This window comes from Nocardiopsis sp. NPDC049922, assembly GCF_040660275.1.
Taxonomy (GTDB): Bacteria; Actinomycetota; Actinomycetes; order Streptosporangiales; family Streptosporangiaceae; genus Nocardiopsis.
On the sequence record NZ_JBFAME010000009.1, the window covers coordinates 256,567 to 274,962 of the forward strand.

Consider the following 18,396-nt stretch of genomic DNA (forward strand, 5'->3'; position numbering starts at 1 on the left):
CACCGAGTGAAAGACCGAGACGTGTCCTCACCCAACGAACCGGCGGGCGGTCCGAGGAAGGTCCGAACCCCGGACCCGGACCGCTCCGCCGGCCCCATCACCGCCGTCCCCGTCCGCTACCCGGAACGGTGGGTGGCCGCGGGCTTCATCCTGCTCCTCGCCGCCATGTTCGTGCACATGCTGGTCACGAACGACGCCTTCGACTGGCCGTTCATGTTCGAGAACATGTTCTCCGAGCCGGTCGTGCGCGGTGTGTGGGTCACCCTGAGCGCCACGCTGCTGTCGATGGCGATCGGCATCATCCTGGGGATCGTGCTGGCGGTCATGCGCCTGTCCGGAAACCCCGTCCTGGTGGCGGTCTCGTGGCTGTACACCTGGTTCTTCCGGGGCGTGCCCCGCCTCGTGCTGGCCGTCCTCTTCGGCAACCTGGCCATCCTGTACTCGACCATCGAGCTGGGCGTGCCGTTCGACGCCTACCTCATGGCCGCGTTCGGCCTGGAGGGCGACCTCCGGTTCTTCGAGATCGACGCGCGCACCCTCCTGAGCGGCTACACCGCCGGTCTGCTCGCCCTGTCCCTCTCCGAGGGCGCCTACATGGCCGAGATCATCCGGGCCGGGCTCCAGTCCGTGGACAAGGGCCAGACCGAGGCCGCCCAGGCCCTGGGCATGAGCCGCGCCAAGGTCCTGTGGCGGATCACCCTGCCCCAGGCCATGCGCGTGGTCATCCCGCCCACCGGCAACGAGACCATCGCGATGCTCAAGGACACCGCTCTGCTCGCCTACGTGCCGGTGACGATCGAGCTGTTCTACCAGCTCCAGGCGATCGGGACGCGCAGCTACCAGATCTTCCCGATGCTGGTCGCGGCGTGTCTGTGGTACCTGGCGATCACCAGTGTCCTGATGGTCGGCCAGTACTTCATCGAGCGCAGGTTCAACCCGGGCCAGCGCGAACTCCGCGGGCGCGTCATCGGAGGTGCGCACTGATGACCGAGACGAACGACGCCCTCGTCGTCGCCGAGAACGTCCACAAGCGGTTCGGGCGGCTGGAGGTCCTGCGCGGCATCGACCTCACCGTCAACCGGGGCGAGGTCATGTGCGTCATCGGCCCCTCCGGTTCCGGCAAGTCCACGTTTCTCCGCTGCATCAACCACCTGGAGAAGCTGTCCGCCGGGCGGCTCTGGGTCAACGGCGAGCTCATGGGGTACCGGCAGAAGGGCGGCAAGCTCCACGAGCTGCGCGACCACGAGATCGCCGCCCAGCGCAGCGACATCGGGATGGTGTTCCAGCGGTTCAACCTGTTCCCGCACCTGAGCGTGCTGGGCAACGTCATCGAGGCGCCCGTGCAGGTCAAGCGGGTGCCCAAGGCGGTCGCGACCGAGACCGCGATGGAGCTGCTGGAGAAGGTCGGGCTGCCGGACAAGGCCGGCGCCTACCCCGAGCAGCTGTCCGGCGGTCAGCAGCAGCGGGTGGCGATCGCGCGGGCGCTGGCCATGCAGCCGTCGCTGATGCTGTTCGACGAGCCCACCAGCGCCCTGGACCCGGAGCTCGTCGGCGAGGTCCTCGACGTGATGCGGGACCTCGCGCGGGGCGGGATGACCATGGTCGTGGTGACGCACGAGATGGGCTTCGCCCGGGAGGTGGGCGACTCCCTGGTCTTCATGGACGAGGGCGTGGTGGTCGAGTCGGGTTCCCCGAAGGACGTGCTGAGCAACCCCCGGCACGAGCGGACCCAGGCGTTCCTGTCCAAGGTGCTGTGAAACCGGTCGTGCGGCCCGGAGCCACACGACCTCTGTCATCCCAGCACGCTTGGCATTGACGTCTCGGTTGCGAGGAGAACCAACGCGGCGCGGAGCGCCCCCCACGGGGTGCCGGTCACCGACTGGCGCCCCGTTCTGCTGCCCTCTCGTGGGCTGGGCATTTTCTGGGCACAGGCACTGGGCATTTTCTGGGCATCGTGTTTCACTGGTCACATGCATCAGCAGCCTCCCGACCAAGACGACGACCTGTTGCGCTCGTCGTTGGCGTCGATCCTGCGTAAGGGGCTTCCCGTACCCCCGAGCCTGACCAATCCCTACCTGTTGTCGTTACGCGCCGTCCTAGTGCGCGCGACCGACCCAGCCGACACCGCATCCCGCACCGCCGCGCTGAACACGGTGCTTCGCGGCTTGCTTGCACGCTTCGACGACGCCCGCTATGCCGAGGCGGTACGCGCCCTGTTCGGCCTTCCGCCTGGTGAGCCCGGGACCACACTCACCAGGCGGCGCGAAGCCGCAGCGAAGGTCTGCGGGCACGACGTCGATCACTTCCGTAAACGCGTCGAGCCCAAGCTCATCGAGCGGCTTGCGTGGATGCTGTGGCAGGACTCCGAACAATTCCGCGCGACGCCAGCCGCGGCACCGCGACTCACCCGGGCGCCGAAGACCATGCCGAGCCTGCCCGACGACGTGTTCGCCTGGGAACTGGCCGAGCACGAGAGCCAACTCTCACACGTGTGGGCGTCGATCTACGCCCTTCGCGCCGAGCTGCTCACTCTCGACCGGATGACAGCCATGGACGCCGACTTCCAGCAGATCAGCCGACAAGCCATCACCGCGGCATGGCGGTACGGCGTCCTCCGCGCCGACATCGACGACTACTTCGACGCCTACCCGTCCGGAGGATTCGGCGCGCTCGCCGAGGCGACCCCTGACGACCTGCTCGCGCTCGCCGGATGGACGCCGCCCCTGAGCACCGACGACGTCGACAAGCTCACCCTCGCTGCCCGCGACCACCGCGACCGCGACGGCTTCGTCGCCGCTATTCGCGCCCAGGTCGCCCTGGACAACATCTGGTCGGCCCCCTGGCTCGACCGGCGCAGCACCACCGACAAGGACACGACATCATGACCACTTCCCAGAACGACCTGCTCGCCGCAGCGATCGAGGCCGCCAAGACCCACCCACCGCGACGATTCGTCATCACCGGCGGACCCTCGGCCGGCAAGGACGACGTCATAGCCGAGCTGCTCAGGCACAACATCCCGTGCATGGAAGCCGAGCCCGGGCGTGCGATCTACCGCAAACACCGCCAACGCCTCGGCCGACACCTACACGCCGAAGACCGACGGGAGTTCGCGGCCGAAGTGCTCGACGCGTTCATCGTCGAATTCGAAGGCCACAAGCACGGGTTCCGCTTCTACAACCGCGGCATCCCGGATTCCTACGGCTGGGAACGCTTCTTCGGCCTGCCACCGACCCCCCAACTCGAAGAGGCCAACCGCGTCTACCGCTACGACGTGGTGTTCGTGCTCGACCCCCTCGACACCTTCGAAGACCCCGACGACATCGTGTGGGCGAAGGAACGCGAAATCAGACGCGTGCACGAGCTGATCGTTCAGGGCTACTACGACGCCGGTTACGAACCCGTCTTCGTGCCCGCCGAGTCGGCCGAGCACCGGGTCGACTTCATCCTCAACAACGTGCGCATACCCAAACCTCAGAGGTGACATCGTGTCGGCCACCCCCCTGCTGATCTCACCCAACTCGATTCTCGCCAACGCCCTCCTGCGCTCCATCGACATGTTGCGCCCCCGTGTACACGCCATGCGGCCCAAGCACATCGAGTTCGTCGTCGGGACCCAGATCAACGGCGCCCCGCACCTGGGCACCAACATGGTTCAAACGACAGCGTTCCTACTCGCGAAGATCGCCCGGCGCGAGTTCCCCGTCGAGACCTCGGTACGCTTCGGCGCGCTCGACAACGCCCCATACGAGGTCATCCTCGACCCCGAGACCCACCACGCCTACCAGGCCACGTACTTTCACACCCTGGGCAAAGCCGGGGTCGACGAGCTGATCAGCCGGTACTACCAGGCGTTCTTCGATTCCCTCTCCGAGGCCACGGCGACGGATTACGCGTTGGAGACCTACACCGACCAACAGTCGACCCCGGCGTTTCGCGCCGAGTTCCTCCGTAGCTTGGAGCGGCTCGACGAAATCCGATGGTGGATGGCGCCCTCACATGGGGTCGTACACGTCCGCCTTCCCTGCCCCGGATGCGGGTGGGCCGAGAAACGCGCCGACCGGACCAAGCTCGTGCACCTTGACGAGGACGGTGCTCGCTTCTCCGCCATCTGCCTCGACCACGGCGACTACGAGATCGACGTCGACCCTGAGAACGACACTTACATCGACTTGGCCACCCTCTACCGGAATCTGGTCAAGGAGCGATTGCTCGTACGCGACGACACCACGTTGCGCGTGATGCTCAAGGGCGGTGACTGGGCGTTCGGCTCACAGCTCGTCGACGGCGCCCTCGGAGTCCTGGACACTCCCGGCGCTCGTATGCCACTGCGCATCTTCACGCCGCAGGTTCTCGCTCCCACGGGCGCGAAGCTGACCAAGTCCCTGTTGCGCGACCGCGGAGCGGATGCGTTGCCGACCGACGTTGAATCGTGGATGCTCGACACGACCACATGGCCGGGTAGTACCGACCACTACGTCGACGCGCTGCTGTGGCTCATCGGCGAACTGCTCACCGATCCGAAGCACTTCTTCCGAAGCTTCACCGTCAAGGAACTGGGCCGACTGATGAACTCCCGCCCCTCCGACCTCGACCAGCGCCCCCGCGCACACGAGATGGGCATCTACAAGAGGTACTTCGACCTGATCGCCTCGGGCAGAAAGACGACCGAGATCAGGGTCAACGACTCGTCGCGCAGGCGCTTGAAGGAAGGCGACCTCCTCCGGTTCACATGCCGCGACGAGGAAGTGCTCACCCGGATCACGCGCCTTGCCCGCTACAGGGACTTCGACGAGATGTTCGAGCACGAGCCGGTCTCGTCGGTCAACCCCACGGCATCGCGCGAGGACCAGCTTCGCAACATCCGGGAGATCTATCCGCCCGAGCGCGAAGCCTTGGGCGTGGTCGCGATCGGGATCGAGCTCGTCGACCCGTAGCGCGAGACGGCGATTGTCCTCCGGCTGTGAACACGCTGTGGCGTCGCACTGCCGCGAGCGATCCTGAGCGGGTATCTGCCGGGCTCCCTTACCCATTCCCGCGCCGAGTCCAGCGCCCGGGTGGCCCGTCGCCCAGACTGTCGACGCCATGGCCGGATCGGGACAGTTGGGGCTGGAGCGTCATCGGAAGCCCCATGGCGGGTAGAGGGGCAGCAGAGCACCGAGCAGGAAGGCGCCCATGCACCCCGCCACGAACCCGAACTTCCGCACCTCCAGCTACAGCGACCGAAGCGACTGCGTCGAGGTCGCGGACCTGCCCGGCAGCACAGCGGTCCGCGACACCCGGAACCGGCACCTCGATCCGCTCTCCTTCCCCTCGGCGGAATGTCGGCGCTCGTCCATACCCTCCGGCACGAGGCGTGACGGATGACCGACCTGGCCGCATCGGGCGAGGAAACACCCTCCCCCGAGCTTGACCCGGCGACGCCGCGCCACGAGAGTCGTGACGCAGGGGCACCCACACGGCCTTCGGGGGAGGACATGAACCCGCGCACCGAGCGCGAACGCAGCACCTGGAACCGCAGATCGACCCTGGACGACCTCGGCCGGGCCCTCCAGGGTCCCGCCCTCCGCCGTACCCGCGAGATCCTGTGCGCCGGGGCGCGCGGCCGCACCCTGGAGGTGGCGATCGGCACCGGCCGCAACCTTCGCCACTATCCTCCCCAGATCCACCTCACGGGGATCGACCCGAACCCGGAGGCCCTGGCCAGGACCCGGGAGCGCGCCGACGCACTGGGCCGCCCGGTCCACCTGGCCGAGGGCGACGCGGGTCGGCTGGAGTTCCCCGACGCGTGCTTCGACACCGTCGTCTCCATCCTCGCGCTCGGGTCGGCGCCCGACCGGCGCGCCGCCCTGGCGGAGATGTTCCGCGTCCTGGTCCCGGGCGGGAGGCTCCTGTTGGCCGACCGCATCGAGTACGCCCGCTTCCCCGCCCGCCTGGTGGAGGCCCGGCGCGAGCATCCGCGCCGACTCCCCCGGGAGGTCGCGCTGGAGGTCGGCTTCGAGGTCGGCCACCACGACCGCCTCCTGTTCGGTCTGGTGGAACGGATGGTCGCCCACCGCCCCACCTGACCCGCACCCCGCGGGAGCGCCCCGCCCTGCGCATAGGCTGGAACGGTTCGATTCCTCCCCCGACCGAGGTGATCCGATGATCCGGCTAGCCCGCCCCGACGACGTTCCCTTCATCCACCGGATGATCGGGGAGCTCGCCGAGTACGAGAAGGAGCCGGAGTCGGCCACCGCCACGGAGGAGGACATCCGCACCGCCCTCTTCGGCCCGGAGGCCGCCGTGTACGGCCACGTCGCCGAGCACGTCGGGGAGGACGGGGAGGTGGAGCCCGCGGGGATCGCCCTGTGGTTCCTCAACTTCTCCACCTGGACCGGCAAACACGGCGTGTACCTGGAGGACCTCTACGTCCGCCCGCACCTGCGCGGCCACGGCTACGGCCTGGCGCTGCTCAGGAGGCTCGCGGAGATCTGCGTGGAACGCGGCTACACCCGTCTGGAGTGGTCGGTCCTGGACTGGAACACGCCCGCCATCGACTTCTACGCCGCACTCGGATCCACGCCGATGGACGGGTGGACGGTCCGCCGTCTGGACGGCGACGCGCTGCACGCGCTGGGCTCCCAGAACGACTGAGAAACCGCCGTTCGTCTCACGTTCGTACCGGATCGGGCGGACACGATCTCACTTCCCTGCGGCAGTGGCAGGGTGAAACGAGATACATTGCATTCAAGCGGCAACCTCGCCCCCCGAAGGAGGGACGTGACCGAAGAAACCGCTGTGCCCACGGCCGACGCCATCGGCGTCCGGGACGCTGTCACCGTCAACATGCCCGCGGACAGCGCCTATCTGTCCGTCTTGCGGACGGCGACGGCGGGTCTGGCCGCGCGCCTCGACTTCACCCTCGACGAGATCGAGGATCTGCGCATCGGGGTCGACGAGGCCTGCGCCATGCTCCTGTCCCAGGCGCTGCCCGGCACGGAACTGACCACGGAGTTCGAACTCACGCCCGAGGGCATGCGCATCTGCGTGTCGGTGCTGACCGCCGACGGCCGCCTCCCGGCGCGTGACACCTTCGCCTGGACCGTCCTGTCCGCCCTGGCGGGCGAGGTCGACGCGGGCGTCGGAGCGGACGACCGCGTCCACATCGTCCTGTACAAGCGTCGCGGCACGCTGGAGTCCGCGTGAGCGAAAGGGGGCCCGCTCTGACAGCGAAGACCGAGCACGCGGTGCCCGATCGGGCTCGCGCGAGAGAGTTGTTCGAGCGCCTGAACGAACTCGACGCGGACTCCGAGGAGCGCCGTCGGATCCGTGACGAGTTGGTGGAGCTCCACCTGCCCCTGGTCGAGTACCTGGCCCGGCGGTTCCGCAACCGCGGCGAGTGGCTCGACGACCTGACGCAGGTGGCGACGATCGGGCTGATCAAGTCCATCGACCGGTTCGATCTGGAGCGCGGGGTGGAGTTCTCCACCTACGCCACACCGACCATCGTCGGCGAGATCAAGCGGCACTTCCGCGACAAGGGCTGGGCGGTGCGGGTGCCCCGCCGCCTCCAGGAGCTCAAGCTCTCGCTGACCAAGGCGGTGAGCGACCTGTCGCAGCGGGAGGGACGCTCGCCGACCGTCGCCGAGCTCGCGGCGCACCTCCAGATGACCGAGGAGGAGGTGTTGGAGGGCCTGGAGTCCGCCAACGCCTACTCGACCGTGTCGCTGGACGCGCCCGACAGCGGCGACGAGGACGCCCCCGCGGTGGCCGACTCCCTGGGGATCGTCGACGAGTCCCTGGAGGGCGTCGAGTACCGCGAGTCGCTCAAACCACTGCTGGAACAACTTCCCCCACGGGAGAAGCGCATCCTGCTGCTGCGCTTCTTCGGCAACATGACGCAGTCGCAGATCGCCCAGGAGCTGGGGATCTCCCAGATGCACGTGTCGCGTCTGCTGGCGCGCACGCTGGCCCAGCTGCGCCAGGCACTGACCACGGACGACTGACCGGCCCGGGGGCCGGCCACCGGCGGCCGCGGGGCTACTTCCTCTCCTGCGGGGGGAAGAGCGCCGCGGTCGTCGGCGGCGCCAGGACCGCCCCGGCCGCGCACAGGGCCACCGCGACCAGGACCCCGCCGATCGCGTACTGGTCGCTGGTGAACATGTAGTAGGCGACCACCGCGAGGAACAGCTGCGTGACCACCACGGGCGTGCGGGCCCAGTCGCGCAGCCGCCACAGACCGCGCGCGACGAACACCATGACCGCGCCCGCGCCGAGTCCGAGGACGGCCAGCGGAATCGCCGAGGTGACCGACGCGGCCTGACCGGTGACCGCCGTGACGAGGCTGTAGAGGCCGCCGACGGCGGCGGCGAGCCCGATCAGGGCCTCCAGCGCGGCGGCGACGACGATGGTGACGGGACGTGTGGACACCCGTCGAGCCTATACGCGACCGGCCGATCGCTCCGCCCGGGTCCCCGCCCAGGTCACACCGTCTCCTCCGGCCCACGGTGGCCGTGTGCCCCGCCACACCGGGCCGCACGCCCCGGGTCTCGCGGTTCGGCAGCGCCTAGACTGAGGGCGTGCGCGCCCTTTTCATCGTGAACCCCCAGGCGACCACGACCACGTCACGTACCCGTGAGGTGATCGTCGGCGCCCTGGCCTCGGAGCTGGACGTCACCGTCGCCGAGACCGCCTACCGCGACCACGCCAGCGAGCTGGCCCGCAAGGCCGCGGCGGACGGGTTCGAGCTGGTGCTCAGCCTGGGCGGTGACGGCACGGTCAACGAGGTGGTCAACGGGCTCCTGGCGACCCCGGACCACCTGCCGCGCCCCCGCTACGCCGTGATCCCCGGCGGCAGCGCCAACGTCTTCATCCGCTCGCTGGGCGTGCCCGGCGACCCCGTCGAGGCGACCAGCGCGGTGCTGGAGGCGATCCGCGCGGGCCGGGAGCGCGAGATCAACCTGGGCCGGATCACGAGCGACGAGGACGACCGGTACTTCACGTTCTGCGCCGGTTTCGGATGGGACGCCGACGTCGTCCAGCAGGTCGAACACGCGCGCGCCCAGGGGCGCAGGGCCACGCCCGCCCTGTACGCGGAAGTCGCGGTAAAGCTGTTCTTCCGCGGGGATATCCGGGATCCGTCACTGCGCGTGTCCGCCGGCGGGCCGCCCCGGGACGGGGTCTATTTCGCCCTCGTCACCAACACCACGCCGTGGACCTACGCCGGGTCACTGCCCCTCCAGCCGACGCCCTCGTCCCGTTTCGAGCTGGGGTTGGACGCTTTCGCGCTGACCAACTCCTCGCACCCGCTCACCGGGTGGGTACTTTCGCAGATGTTCTTTCCCAAGGGTCTCCCGGCCATCGGCGACGGGTACCTCACCTGGCACGACCTGGACTCACTCGAGATCTCGTCCACCCACCCCCGGGCTTTCCAAATCGACGGGGAGTACCTGGGAGAGCGCGAACGGGTCAACTTCCACTCGGTACCGAAGGCATTACGAATCATCTGTTAATTGGCCGGAAAGGCACCATTCACGCCGACTGTGACGCACCCGACACGCCGATCAGGACCTTTGGCCCCGAGAGCTCTTGCACCGGCCCTTCAAGCCTGTCACGCTCAAGTTATCGCCATGAGTTACGGGCGAGTTAATAGGGGCGCCTCCCACATGGCCGTGGGGTGAAACCTGACCGTCTCGGCCCTGACCCTCCGGTGGAAACCATCCACTGGGTGCCCCGCGCACGATCGTGAAAATGTTCACAACCCCCGATCGCCTCACTGTGAGGAGTGGACCGCATGGACTGGCGCCATGAAGCAGCCTGCCGTGACGAAGACCCCGAGCTCTTCTTCCCCATCGGCAACTTCGGCCCCGCACTGATCCAGATCGAGGAAGCCAAGGCGGTCTGTCAGCGCTGCCCGGTCAGCTCCGCGTGTCTGAAGTGGGCGCTGGAGAGCGGCCAGGACGGCGGTGTCTGGGGCGGCACGAGCGAGGACGAGCGCCGCCTGATGCGGGGCCGCGGCACCGTGCGCCGCCCGATGGTCCGCAGCTAGCACCATCCCCCCGACGGGAACGCAGCGGTGGCGCGCCGCTGCCCCTCCGTCGCGGAACGCGACCCGCCGACCCCCCGAGCGCCTCCGACGACGCGACGGGGACACCGGGACGCCTCCCCGTCGCCCCTCCCCCGACGGACGGCCCGGGGACCCGTTCCCGGAACGGCCGCCAGGGGGTCGACTCCGGGTGCCGACGGCGGACGGGTACGCGGAGAGCGCCGCGAGCGTGCGCCGCCCTACGGCCGCAGCTCCCCCTCCTCCTGTTCCAGGGGCAGGCTGATCGCCACCTCGGTCCCGCCGTCGTCCCGGGGCTTGATCGCCAGCGTCCCGCCCAGCTCGCCCACGATGAGCGTGCGCACGATCTGGAGCCCCAGGCTCGTCGTCCCCTCCAGGTCGAAGTCCTCCGGCAGCCCCCCGCCGCTGTCGCAGACCGCCAGTTCCAGGCTGCTCGCCCTCGGGTGGCCGGGCACGGCGTCGAACCGGCGGACCCGCACCACGATCTCCCCGGGCCCCTGCCCCAGGCCGTGCTCGACCGCGTTCTGCACCAGTTCGGCCAGGACCATGGACAGCGGTGTGGCCACCAGCGCCGACAGCAGTCCGAATCCGCCCTCCCGGCGCGGCACCACCGTGCTCCCGGTCGAGGAGACCTCGGCGGCCATCTGCATGACGCGGTCGGCGATGTCGTCGAAGTCCACCACCTCGTCGGGCGTGTGCGACAGCATCTCGTGCACGATCGCGATCGACCCCACGCGCCCGACCGCCTCGTCCAGCGCCGCGCGCGCCTCGGGCACGTCCAGCCGCCGGGCCTGCAACCGCAGCAGCGCCGCCACCGTCTGGAGGTTGTTCTTCACCCGGTGGTGGATCTCCCGGATGGTCGCGTCCTTGGTCATCAGCTCGCGCTCGCGCCGCCGCAGCTCGGTGACGTCGCGGACCATGACCAGGGCGCCGATCCGCACGCCGTCGATGATCAGCGGTATGGCGCGCAGCTGGACGGTGACGCCGCGCGCCTCCACCTCGGCCTCCTGCGGCGCCCGGCCGCTCGCGGTGTAGGTGAGGGCCTCGTCGCGGGCCTCCCCCTGCGCGGCCAGCTCCAGCGTCGTGCGGTCCAGGCGGGCGCCCACCAGGTCGGCGGCCAGGCCCAGCCGCCGGTAGGCCGACAGGGCGTTCGGGCTGGCGTAGACCACCTCGCCGTTCTGGTCGAGCCGCAGCAGACCGTCGCCGACCCGGGGCGAGCGCACCATGAGCGGCCCCTGGTCGCTGAACGGGAACGCGCCCTCGGCGATCATCTGCGCCAGGTCCCCGGCGCTCTGGAGGTAGGTCAGCTCCAGGCGGCTGGGGGTGCGCGCGGAGCTGAGGTTCGTGCTGCGCTGGATCACACCGATGAGCCGGCCCGCGCGGCGCACGGGGATGGTCTCCTCGCGCACGGGGACGCCGCCCGACCAGTCGGGGTCGCCGTCCCGGCAGATCCGCCCCTCGGCCCAGGCGCGGTCGACGAGGGCGCGGCGCCCGATCACCCGGGGGGCCGAGCGCGAGGTCACGTCGGTCATGTCGTCGAGCAGCACCGTCTCGACGAGGTCGTCCTGGAAGGCCGTGGGCCCCGTCGTCGGCCGCATCTGGGCGACCGCCACCCAGCCGTCGTCGTCCCGCAACCGCACCCACAGGACGAGGTCGGCGAACGACAGGTCCGCGAGCAGCTGCCAGTCCGAGACCAGGGAGTGGATCCACTCCAGGTCCGCCTGCTTGAGCGAGGTGTGGCGTCGGATGAGATCACTGAGGTGAGGCACTCACAAATCATCCCATGAAGGCGTGCATACTCAAGAGGTACGCACTCGACCAGTGGTCCACACCAGTCGGCGGCCGCAGGCCCGCCGCGCCGACCACACCGGAGGGGTGTGTGGACGGAGCGGGACGCGTGGGAGGACACCGATGACAGGTCAGAGCACACTGGACGGCAACCCCAGGGTGCCGAAGTACTACCAGGTGAAGAAGCAGCTGCTGGAGCTCATCGAGGCGATGCCCGCGGGCAACCCGGTCCCGCCCGAGCGCGCTCTGGCCACGCAGTTCGAGACGTCGCGGACGACGGTGCGCCAGGCGCTGACGGAGATGGTGGTCGAGGGCCGCCTCCTGCGGATCCAGGGCAAGGGCACGTTCGTGGCCAAGCCGAAGGTCGCGCAGATCCTCCAACTGACCAGCTACACGCAGGAGATGCGGGCGCACGGCCTGCACCCGGCCACGCGGATCCTCGACGTCAGCTACATCAACGCCGACGACCACCTGGCGGAGATGCTGGCGATCCGTTCGGGCGGTCGCGTGCTGCGGATCGAGCGGCTCCGGTTGGCCAACGGCGAGCCGATGGCCGTCGAGACGGCGCATCTGGCCGCGCGGCGCTTCCCGGGACTCCGCCGTCAGCTCGACCGCTACGCGTCGCTCTACGAGGCTCTGGCGAGCGCCTACGACGTGTCCCTCGCGGAGGCGGAGGCGTCGATCGAGACGGTTCTGGCCACACCCAACGAGGCGCGGCTGCTGGGGGTGGACGTGGGTCTGCCGCTGGTCCTGCACTGCCAGCACAGCTTCGACGCCGATGGCCACCCGGTGGAGTGGGTGCGCTCGCTGTACCGCGGCGACCGGTACAAGTTCGTCACGCGCCTGCGCCCCCCGACGGACTGACCCCGACCGCCCCTCACCCCCGCGTGCGGGCGAGCACGGTGGCGAGCGCGTCGACGACCCTGGGGTCGTACTCGCTGTCGGTGTCCATGCGCAGGCGCTCCAGCACGGCGGCCCGGCGCTCCTCGTCTCCGTTCTCCCCGACGAGGTCGTCGAAGGCGTTGGCGACCTTGATGATCCGGCTGCCGAGCGGCGGCACGCCCTCGTCCCCGTCGCCGGCCAGCGGCTCGCACTGGCGGCGGACGACCTCGGCGACGTTGTCGAGGACCCCGGTCTCGCGGATGATGGCCGACCCCAGTTCGGCGATCCGCCGCTGCTCCCGGGGCGAGGCGAGCACGGTCGCCCCGCCCGCGATGGGTTCGCGCAGCGAGAGCTGGCCGATGTCGTGCATGAGCGCGGCGTACTCCAGCTCCAGCAGCTGGTCCTCGGAGAAGCCCAGTTCGCAGGCGATCCCGTGGGCCAGGTGGCTGACCCGGCGCGAGTGCCCGTTCTCCACGTAGCCGCCGACCTCGGTGACCCGCGACAGCGCCCGCACGGTCTCCAGATAGGTGCGGCGCACCTCCGCGTGCCGCCGGAAGGCCACCTGCGAGACCAGCAGCGGGGCGCTGAACACGAGCAGCCCCACCAGGCCGGTGACCGTGCAGGCCAGCGCGATGAGCACCCCGCTGGCGCCGATCGCCGCGCCCGTGGCGAACTGGGCGCGCACCTCGTCGCGCACCGCGACCAGCAGGTTCGTCCGCAGCCGTTCGGCGCGCATCATCCCGGCCAACGCGGCGTCCACGAGCCAGACGGCCATCACGAGCGAGGTCATCAGCAGCGTGACGCGTACCGAGGGCTCCGACAGCGACAACTCGGTCACCAGCGGCCGGAACACCGCCGCCAGGAGCATCACGTCCAGCACCCGGCGGGCCAGGTCCTCCAGGCGCGGGCTCCGCCCCACCGCGACGTGCGGCAGCTCGCCCAGCGCCAGGCCGAGGCCGACCACGGCGACGACCTGGGGCGCGGTGTGCTCGACGGGGTCGTTGCCGAGGCTGACCAGGAACGCGTAGCTGATCGCCCCGGCGGAGGCGATCGGCGCGACCTCCCGGTGCCCGGGCAGGGTGATGCGGGCCAGTTCGCCGACGGCGATGACGAGGCAGAACGTGAGCGCGACGTAGGGGTCGACGGCCCCGTGCGCGGCGGTCCACACGACCGCGGCCAGAGCGCCGGCCCCCGCCACCACGACCAGCACGGCGCGGATGGGGCGCGCGGTGCGCCAGATCGGCCCCCTCCGCCGGGGGAGCCCCAGGGCCCCGCCCTCCGGTCCGGTGAGCGGGGGTCTGGGCGAGGGAGCTTCGTCGGACTGCCGCTGCGTCATCATCGGTCACGCCCGCCCGTGACCGCCTCGGCGGGAGCGGACTGCGTGCCCGTGGCGTCGGCGGCCGGCTCGGCGTCGGCGCGCGCGTAGCAGCCGCCGGGCGGCTCGGCGACGTCCGGGGTCTTCCAGCCCTCGCGCTCGACCGCCCGGACGAGCGCCTCGACCATGCGGCCGTCGAACTGGGTTCCGACGCAGGCCCGCAGTTCGGTGATGGCGTCCTCCACCGACCAGGCCTTGCGGTAGGAGCGCGTGGAGGTCAGGCAGTCGAACACGTCGGCCACGGTGATGATGCGGGCGGACTCGGGGATCTCCATCCCCACCAGCCCCATGGGGTAGCCGCGCCCGTCCAGGCGCTCGTGGTGGTGGCGGATCCCGGCGAGGGCCTCGTCGAGGAAGCTGATCTCGCGCACGATCTCGTAGCCGCGCGTCGGGTGCAGCTTGATCGCCGCGTACTCCTCGTCGGTGAGCTTCCCGGTCTTCTGCAACACCTTGGTGGGCACCCCGAGCTTGCCGATGTCGTGCAGCATCCCGGCGTAGCGGATCTTCTGCACCCGTTCGGCGGGCATACCCAGTTCGCGCGCGATCATGGCGGAGCCCTCGGCGACGCGCATGCAGTGGCCGCGGGTGTAGTAGTCCTTGGTCTCGACCGCCTGGCAGAGCGTGGCGAGCGTGGCCTCGTGGGCGCGGGCCTCGTCGGCCTGCTGGGCGAAGGTCCAGCGCGCGATGAACAGCGGCAGCAGGACCAGCAGCGGCGCGATGATCCCCACCCCGCCCCACACGGCGGCGATGGCCAGGCCGAGCATCTGGTAGCCGATCGAGGACAGTTCCACCGCGGCCAGCGGTCGCCAGTGGATCGGCCGCTTGCGTCGGGCCTGGACCGCGCCGAGCGTCCACATCAGGACGGCGACGAGCGCGGAGTTGACCACGGTGTGGGTGAGCACGGCCGCCACGTAGGGCAGCAGGACCATGGGGAAGTCCTCGCGCACCGGCTCGCCGACGGTGCCGCCGCACAGCAGGTAGACGTGGCCCGCCGCGTAGGCGGCCAGGGCGAACTGCGAGCCGTTGAACGCCCGTTTGACCAGGATCTGCTTGCGGATGGTCAGGCAGGAGGCGAAACCGACGACCGCCGCCCCGACGGGTCCCACCAGAACGACCGCGGCCAGTGACACCGCCGAGCTCGGCGACATCCCCATCTTGCCGTTGGAGACGACGATGGTGCTGATCGACTCCGCGACCACGAAAAGCACGGCCACGAGGACCAGGGTCTTCAGGTTGATGCCCGAATACGGCCCGACCAGCACGATGGTGACAGCACTGACAACGATGATTCCGACGTAGACACGCGCGCCCCCAGGAAGAGCCCGCACCCCCGTTCACCCCCCGCCGACGACGACCGGACTGTCATGATTTCACCGGTTCCGTTCTACCACCAGGACCATCCAGCGAAGGCGGATACCGACCAAAGAACGACCATCATCACGTGCAGCATGCTGATGAACACGGTGGTCCCCTCTCCCCCGACGCCGCACGCCGTCCATTTCCCTGGACACGCGGCGCGAATTGCCCCATTCGTTGGATATGGCGTCCAGTTTAACGGGCCAACACAGCTCCCCGATTACCCCTAACCCGAACCGACGACACCACGCGCCGCCACAGCACTCGCTATTTCCGGAGTATGGAATTACTAATTCAACTCGTAATCACCAACGATAACCCTGCGTCACCGGGCGCCAGGGGTGGCCAACGCGAAATATCCGACGAGGACGTCGATCCCACTCGACTCGCACAGCAGCGACGACCTGCTATGACTACTCATCGTAACCACTCGGAAGGGGAGGATCCGACCGCGGGAAAAATCATTCCGAGTCGGTCACGACGCGAAACTGCCCGGGCGCGCCGGGCGTGTCGAAAGCCCGCCGACCCCCACCCCCGACGGTCGCGTGACCAAAACCCGCGCAGACACGGGGAATCCGGCCCGACATACCCACAAACACCAACAGACCACGCGCAGGACGACATTGCGGGATAATTCAAGACACGGGCAGAAACGGCACAAAAAGAAGCGGCGGCTGGAAATCCAGCCACCGCCGCGGGTGTCGTCGCCGCCCGACCCGGGTCACGCGGGCGGGGGTTCCGGGGCTACTCCGAACTTACCTCGCGCACGAGGTTTCCCGTGCCCGTATTCTCCTCGCGTGCGAGGGACTCCTCGCGTGCGCGCGCCAACCGACCGAGAACCTTGTCGCGCAGGTCCAGCGGAACCGGATCGCATCCGCAGTGCTTGGCGACGAGCTTCTTCACGGCCTCCTCCAGGCCGTACTCGTCGAGACAGGGCGCGCAGTCGTCCAGATGCTCCCGGATCTGCTCGCAGTTGCCCTCTTCGAGCTCACCGTCGATGTAGGTGTACAGCTTGTCGAGCACCTCGCTACAGGGTGTCTCGCTGTCCTTGCCGTGGCCGCCGCTCATTGCCGATCTCCTCGATCCGACCCGTTCGCCTGTCCCCGACCTCCCGCGGACGCGCCCGACGCGACGGCGGAGGCCGTGGCCCTCGCCGTCGGAAGGAAACCGCGGTCCACCGCGTACTCCTCCAGCAGGGTCCGGAGCTGGCGGCGCCCTCTGTGCAACCGGGACATGACGGTCCCGATCGGCGTGCCCATGATCTCGGCGACCTCCTTGTACGCGAAGCCCTCGACGTCGGCGAGGTACACCGCGATCCGGAAGTCCTCGGGCAGCTCCTGGAGCGCCCGCTTGACGTCGGTGTCGGGCAGGTGCTCGAGCGCCTCCGCCTCGGCCGACTTGAGCCCCACGGCCGTGTGCGAGGCGGCCTGCGCCAGCTGCCAGTCCTCGACGTCCTCGGTCCCCGCCTGCTTCGGTTCCCGCTGCTTCTTGCGGTAGGAGTTGATGAAGGTGTTGGTGAGGATGCGGTACAGCCACGCCTTGAGGTTCGTCCCCTGTTTGAACTGGTGGAACGAACCGAACGCCTTGGCGAACGTCTCCTGAACGAGGTCCTCCGCGTCGGCGGGGTTACGGGTCATCCGCAGCGCCGCGGAGTAGAGCTGGTCGAGGAAGGGAAGCACGTCCCTCTCGAAGCGCTCCTCCCGCTCACGTGCTGTCTCCTGGCCCTCTTCCAAGCCCGTCGGCCTCCCTGCGCTGGTCCCGGCTGGAGCATCCATATCCCCACGATACGGCTCCAGCCCCAGGACCCGCGCACCGGCGCCACGTGGCGTGGCCGCGGTCTCCTCGCGCTCCAGGCACGCGCTGGCGGTCGACATGTCCGAAGTACCCTCCCCACGTCCGATCCGCGCCCTCGGGCATCCTCGACGTCCCGCGCGGTGTCGGTGACAACAACGCTCCGCGCGACCTGATTCCGGCCGGGCGGGGAGGACCCGGCCACCCACCGGTGAACTTTGTCGTTTGGCTGTATCAGCGGAGGTAGGGCATGGGAGAGTGCGGGTAGGACCACACAAGGATGGGAGAGGAGTGCACGTGCGACCGTCCTCGACCCCGGCATCCGACCGCCCCCGATCCCCGGCCGCCCAGTTCGCCGCCCCCGACCGCTTGTCGGACTACTGGCGCTTCTACTGGGCCGTCGCGGAGACGCAGATCACCCGCTGGCTCCCGCCCGCGCCCGCCCGTCTGCTCGACCTGTCCAGCCCGGACTTCCAGGGCACGCACCGCGCCGTGGCCGCCGGGCACGACGTGGTGACGCTGCTGCCGTCCGAGGACATGGCGGTGCGCCAACCGCTGACCCTGGTGAACGGGCACGCGAGCGTGCCCCGTCCGGCCCCGCGGGGTCGGCTGCGCCGGGTGGTGGGCGACTCGACGCTGCTGCGCACGTTCGCCTGCGAGGTCTTCGACGGGGTCATCGCCGACAACCGCGTGCTGTCGCGGCACCTGGCCACGGAGTCGTCGGTGGCGGAGATCGCGCGGGTGCTGCGGCCCGGGGGACGCGCGCTCGTGTGCGTGGACTCCGTGGTGCTCGGGATGGCGCTGCTGGCCGAACAGGACTGCTGGCCCGAGCTGAGCCACGCGCCCAGCGCCGACGTCCTGCTGGTGCCCTGGCCGGACGGGTCCATCACGCGCTGCTTCACCTCCGAGCAGCTCGCCGACACCCTGGCCGACGCCGGACTCGAACTGGAGTGGATCAAGCCGCGCACGGTGCTGTCGCCGTCCACGGTCGAGGGGATGCTCGCCCGCGACCCGAGGTCGATGAGCCGCCTGGTGGAGATGGAGACGCGGGCCACCGAGTCCGACGACTACGTGGGCGTGCACCTGCTGGCCAGCGCGCGCAAGCCGGGATAGGGCCCGGTACCCCCGGACCACGGGGGTGGCGCCCGGCGCGGGCGCC

At 69.6% G+C, this 18,396-nt stretch carries 20 protein-coding genes; 14 read left to right on the top strand and 6 right to left on the bottom strand.

The annotated features are described in order from the left end of the window. Positions 1-21 precede the first annotated feature (21 nt). The 10 genes from AB0I72_RS18560 (at position 22) to AB0I72_RS18605 (ending at position 7,988) form a co-directional block, all read left to right on the top strand. Entirely contained in the window at positions 22-984 is a 963-nt protein-coding gene (locus AB0I72_RS18560; protein WP_358569854.1) for an amino acid ABC transporter permease, read from the top strand. Continuing rightward, a complete protein-coding gene (locus AB0I72_RS18565) occupies positions 984-1,757 on the top strand; it encodes an amino acid ABC transporter ATP-binding protein (RefSeq protein WP_358569856.1) in 774 nt (257 codons plus the stop codon). Before AB0I72_RS18560 ends, AB0I72_RS18565 begins: the two co-directional genes overlap by 1 nt. Positions 1,758-1,970: 213 nt before the next feature. Further along, a complete protein-coding gene (locus AB0I72_RS18570) occupies positions 1,971-2,885 on the top strand; it encodes a hypothetical protein (RefSeq protein ID WP_358569859.1) in 915 nt (304 codons plus the stop codon). Then, positions 2,882-3,484 carry an ATP-binding protein gene (locus AB0I72_RS18575; RefSeq protein WP_358569862.1) on the top strand — a complete coding sequence of 201 codons (603 nt, stop codon included), beginning with the start codon at positions 2,882-2,884 and terminating at the stop codon, positions 3,482-3,484. Before AB0I72_RS18570 ends, AB0I72_RS18575 begins: the two co-directional genes overlap by 4 nt. Positions 3,485-3,488: 4 nt before the next feature. After that, the gene (locus tag AB0I72_RS18580; protein ID WP_358569865.1) at positions 3,489-4,937 is read left to right on the top strand and encodes an ASCH domain-containing protein; all 1,449 of its coding nucleotides are present in this window, start codon (positions 3,489-3,491) and stop codon (positions 4,935-4,937) included. 238 nt (positions 4,938-5,175) lie between these two features. After that, the gene (locus AB0I72_RS18585; RefSeq protein ID WP_358569868.1) at positions 5,176-5,367 is read left to right on the top strand and encodes a DUF397 domain-containing protein; all 192 of its coding nucleotides are present in this window, start codon (positions 5,176-5,178) and stop codon (positions 5,365-5,367) included. A 110-nt stretch (positions 5,368-5,477) separates the two neighbouring features. After that, on the top strand, positions 5,478-6,068 hold the full coding sequence (locus AB0I72_RS18590) for a class I SAM-dependent methyltransferase (protein ID WP_358569870.1): 591 nt from the start codon (positions 5,478-5,480) through the stop codon (positions 6,066-6,068). A 76-nt stretch (positions 6,069-6,144) separates the two neighbouring features. Further along, positions 6,145-6,636: a GNAT family N-acetyltransferase gene (locus AB0I72_RS18595; protein WP_358569873.1), complete on the top strand. Its 492-nt coding sequence runs from the start codon at positions 6,145-6,147 to the stop codon at positions 6,634-6,636. 126 nt (positions 6,637-6,762) lie between these two features. Beyond that, entirely contained in the window at positions 6,763-7,188 is a 426-nt protein-coding gene (locus AB0I72_RS18600; RefSeq protein WP_358569876.1) for an anti-sigma factor, read from the top strand. A gap of 41 nt (positions 7,189-7,229) precedes the next feature. After that, a complete protein-coding gene (locus AB0I72_RS18605) occupies positions 7,230-7,988 on the top strand; it encodes an RNA polymerase sigma factor SigF (protein ID WP_051059085.1) in 759 nt (252 codons plus the stop codon). A 34-nt stretch (positions 7,989-8,022) separates the two neighbouring features. Here the strand turns inward: AB0I72_RS18605 and AB0I72_RS18610 are convergent, their stop codons facing one another. Beyond that, the gene (locus AB0I72_RS18610) at positions 8,023-8,412 is read right to left on the bottom strand and encodes a hypothetical protein (RefSeq protein WP_358569879.1); all 390 of its coding nucleotides are present in this window, start codon (positions 8,410-8,412) and stop codon (positions 8,023-8,025) included. A gap of 149 nt (positions 8,413-8,561) precedes the next feature. Here AB0I72_RS18610 and AB0I72_RS18615 point away from each other — a divergent pair, with 149 nt between their 5' ends. Next, positions 8,562-9,494, top strand: a complete 933-nt coding sequence (locus AB0I72_RS18615) for a diacylglycerol kinase family protein (RefSeq protein ID WP_358569882.1) — start codon at positions 8,562-8,564, stop codon at positions 9,492-9,494. A gap of 281 nt (positions 9,495-9,775) precedes the next feature. Further along, complete coding sequence (locus AB0I72_RS18620; protein ID WP_358569885.1) at positions 9,776-10,030, top strand: WhiB family transcriptional regulator; 255 nt, start codon at positions 9,776-9,778, stop codon at positions 10,028-10,030. Positions 10,031-10,266: 236 nt separating this feature from the next. Here AB0I72_RS18620 and AB0I72_RS18625 read toward each other — a convergent pair whose 3' ends face one another. After that, positions 10,267-11,814 (bottom strand): histidine kinase N-terminal domain-containing protein, encoded by a 1,548-nt coding sequence (locus AB0I72_RS18625; RefSeq protein ID WP_358569888.1) that lies wholly within the window; start codon positions 11,812-11,814, stop codon positions 10,267-10,269. Between the two features lie 142 nt (positions 11,815-11,956). On the opposite strand from AB0I72_RS18625, the gene AB0I72_RS18630 reads away from it, so the two are divergent. After that, entirely contained in the window at positions 11,957-12,697 is a 741-nt protein-coding gene (locus AB0I72_RS18630) for a GntR family transcriptional regulator (RefSeq protein ID WP_075926201.1), read from the top strand. 13 nt (positions 12,698-12,710) lie between these two features. Here the strand turns inward: AB0I72_RS18630 and AB0I72_RS18635 are convergent, their stop codons facing one another. The 4 genes from AB0I72_RS18635 to AB0I72_RS18650 form a co-directional block, all read right to left on the bottom strand. Further along, positions 12,711-14,051, bottom strand: coding sequence for an HD domain-containing phosphohydrolase (locus tag AB0I72_RS18635; protein ID WP_358569982.1), 1,341 nt, complete (start codon positions 14,049-14,051; stop codon positions 12,711-12,713). Next, positions 14,051-15,352 (bottom strand): HD-GYP domain-containing protein, encoded by a 1,302-nt coding sequence (locus tag AB0I72_RS18640; RefSeq protein ID WP_358569891.1) that lies wholly within the window; start codon positions 15,350-15,352, stop codon positions 14,051-14,053. The genes AB0I72_RS18635 and AB0I72_RS18640 overlap by 1 nt, the downstream gene beginning before the upstream one ends. 838 nt (positions 15,353-16,190) lie before the next feature. Continuing rightward, on the bottom strand, positions 16,191-16,514 hold the full coding sequence (gene rsrA / locus AB0I72_RS18645; protein ID WP_358569894.1) for a mycothiol system anti-sigma-R factor: 324 nt from the start codon (positions 16,512-16,514) through the stop codon (positions 16,191-16,193). Then, complete coding sequence (locus tag AB0I72_RS18650; RefSeq protein ID WP_358569984.1) at positions 16,511-17,179, bottom strand: sigma-70 family RNA polymerase sigma factor; 669 nt, start codon at positions 17,177-17,179, stop codon at positions 16,511-16,513. Before AB0I72_RS18650 ends, rsrA begins: the two co-directional genes overlap by 4 nt. Positions 17,180-17,528: 349 nt before the next feature. On the opposite strand from AB0I72_RS18650, the gene AB0I72_RS18655 reads away from it, so the two are divergent. Beyond that, a complete protein-coding gene (locus AB0I72_RS18655; RefSeq protein WP_358569897.1) occupies positions 17,529-18,350 on the top strand; it encodes a methyltransferase in 822 nt (273 codons plus the stop codon). Positions 18,351-18,396 lie beyond the last annotated feature (46 nt).

Excerpts from the sequence above, each read along its gene's own strand:
- AB0I72_RS18565 (WP_358569856.1), top strand. The coding sequence starts at position 984 with ATGACCGAGACGAACGACGCCCTCGTCGTCGCCGAGAACGTCCACAAG.
- AB0I72_RS18570 (WP_358569859.1), top strand. The coding sequence starts at position 1,971 with ATGCATCAGCAGCCTCCCGACCAAGACGACGACCTGTTGCGCTCGTCG.
- AB0I72_RS18575 (WP_358569862.1), top strand. The coding sequence starts at position 2,882 with ATGACCACTTCCCAGAACGACCTGCTCGCCGCAGCGATCGAGGCCGCC.
- AB0I72_RS18585 (WP_358569868.1), top strand. The coding sequence starts at position 5,176 with ATGCACCCCGCCACGAACCCGAACTTCCGCACCTCCAGCTACAGCGAC.
- AB0I72_RS18590 (WP_358569870.1), top strand. The coding sequence starts at position 5,478 with ATGAACCCGCGCACCGAGCGCGAACGCAGCACCTGGAACCGCAGATCG.
- AB0I72_RS18595 (WP_358569873.1), top strand. The coding sequence starts at position 6,145 with ATGATCCGGCTAGCCCGCCCCGACGACGTTCCCTTCATCCACCGGATG.
- AB0I72_RS18620 (WP_358569885.1), top strand. The coding sequence starts at position 9,776 with ATGGACTGGCGCCATGAAGCAGCCTGCCGTGACGAAGACCCCGAGCTC.
- AB0I72_RS18630 (WP_075926201.1), top strand. The coding sequence starts at position 11,957 with ATGACAGGTCAGAGCACACTGGACGGCAACCCCAGGGTGCCGAAGTAC.
- AB0I72_RS18635 (WP_358569982.1), bottom strand. The coding sequence starts at position 14,051 with ATGACGCAGCGGCAGTCCGACGAAGCTCCCTCGCCCAGACCCCCGCTC.
- rsrA (WP_358569894.1), bottom strand. The coding sequence starts at position 16,514 with ATGAGCGGCGGCCACGGCAAGGACAGCGAGACACCCTGTAGCGAGGTG.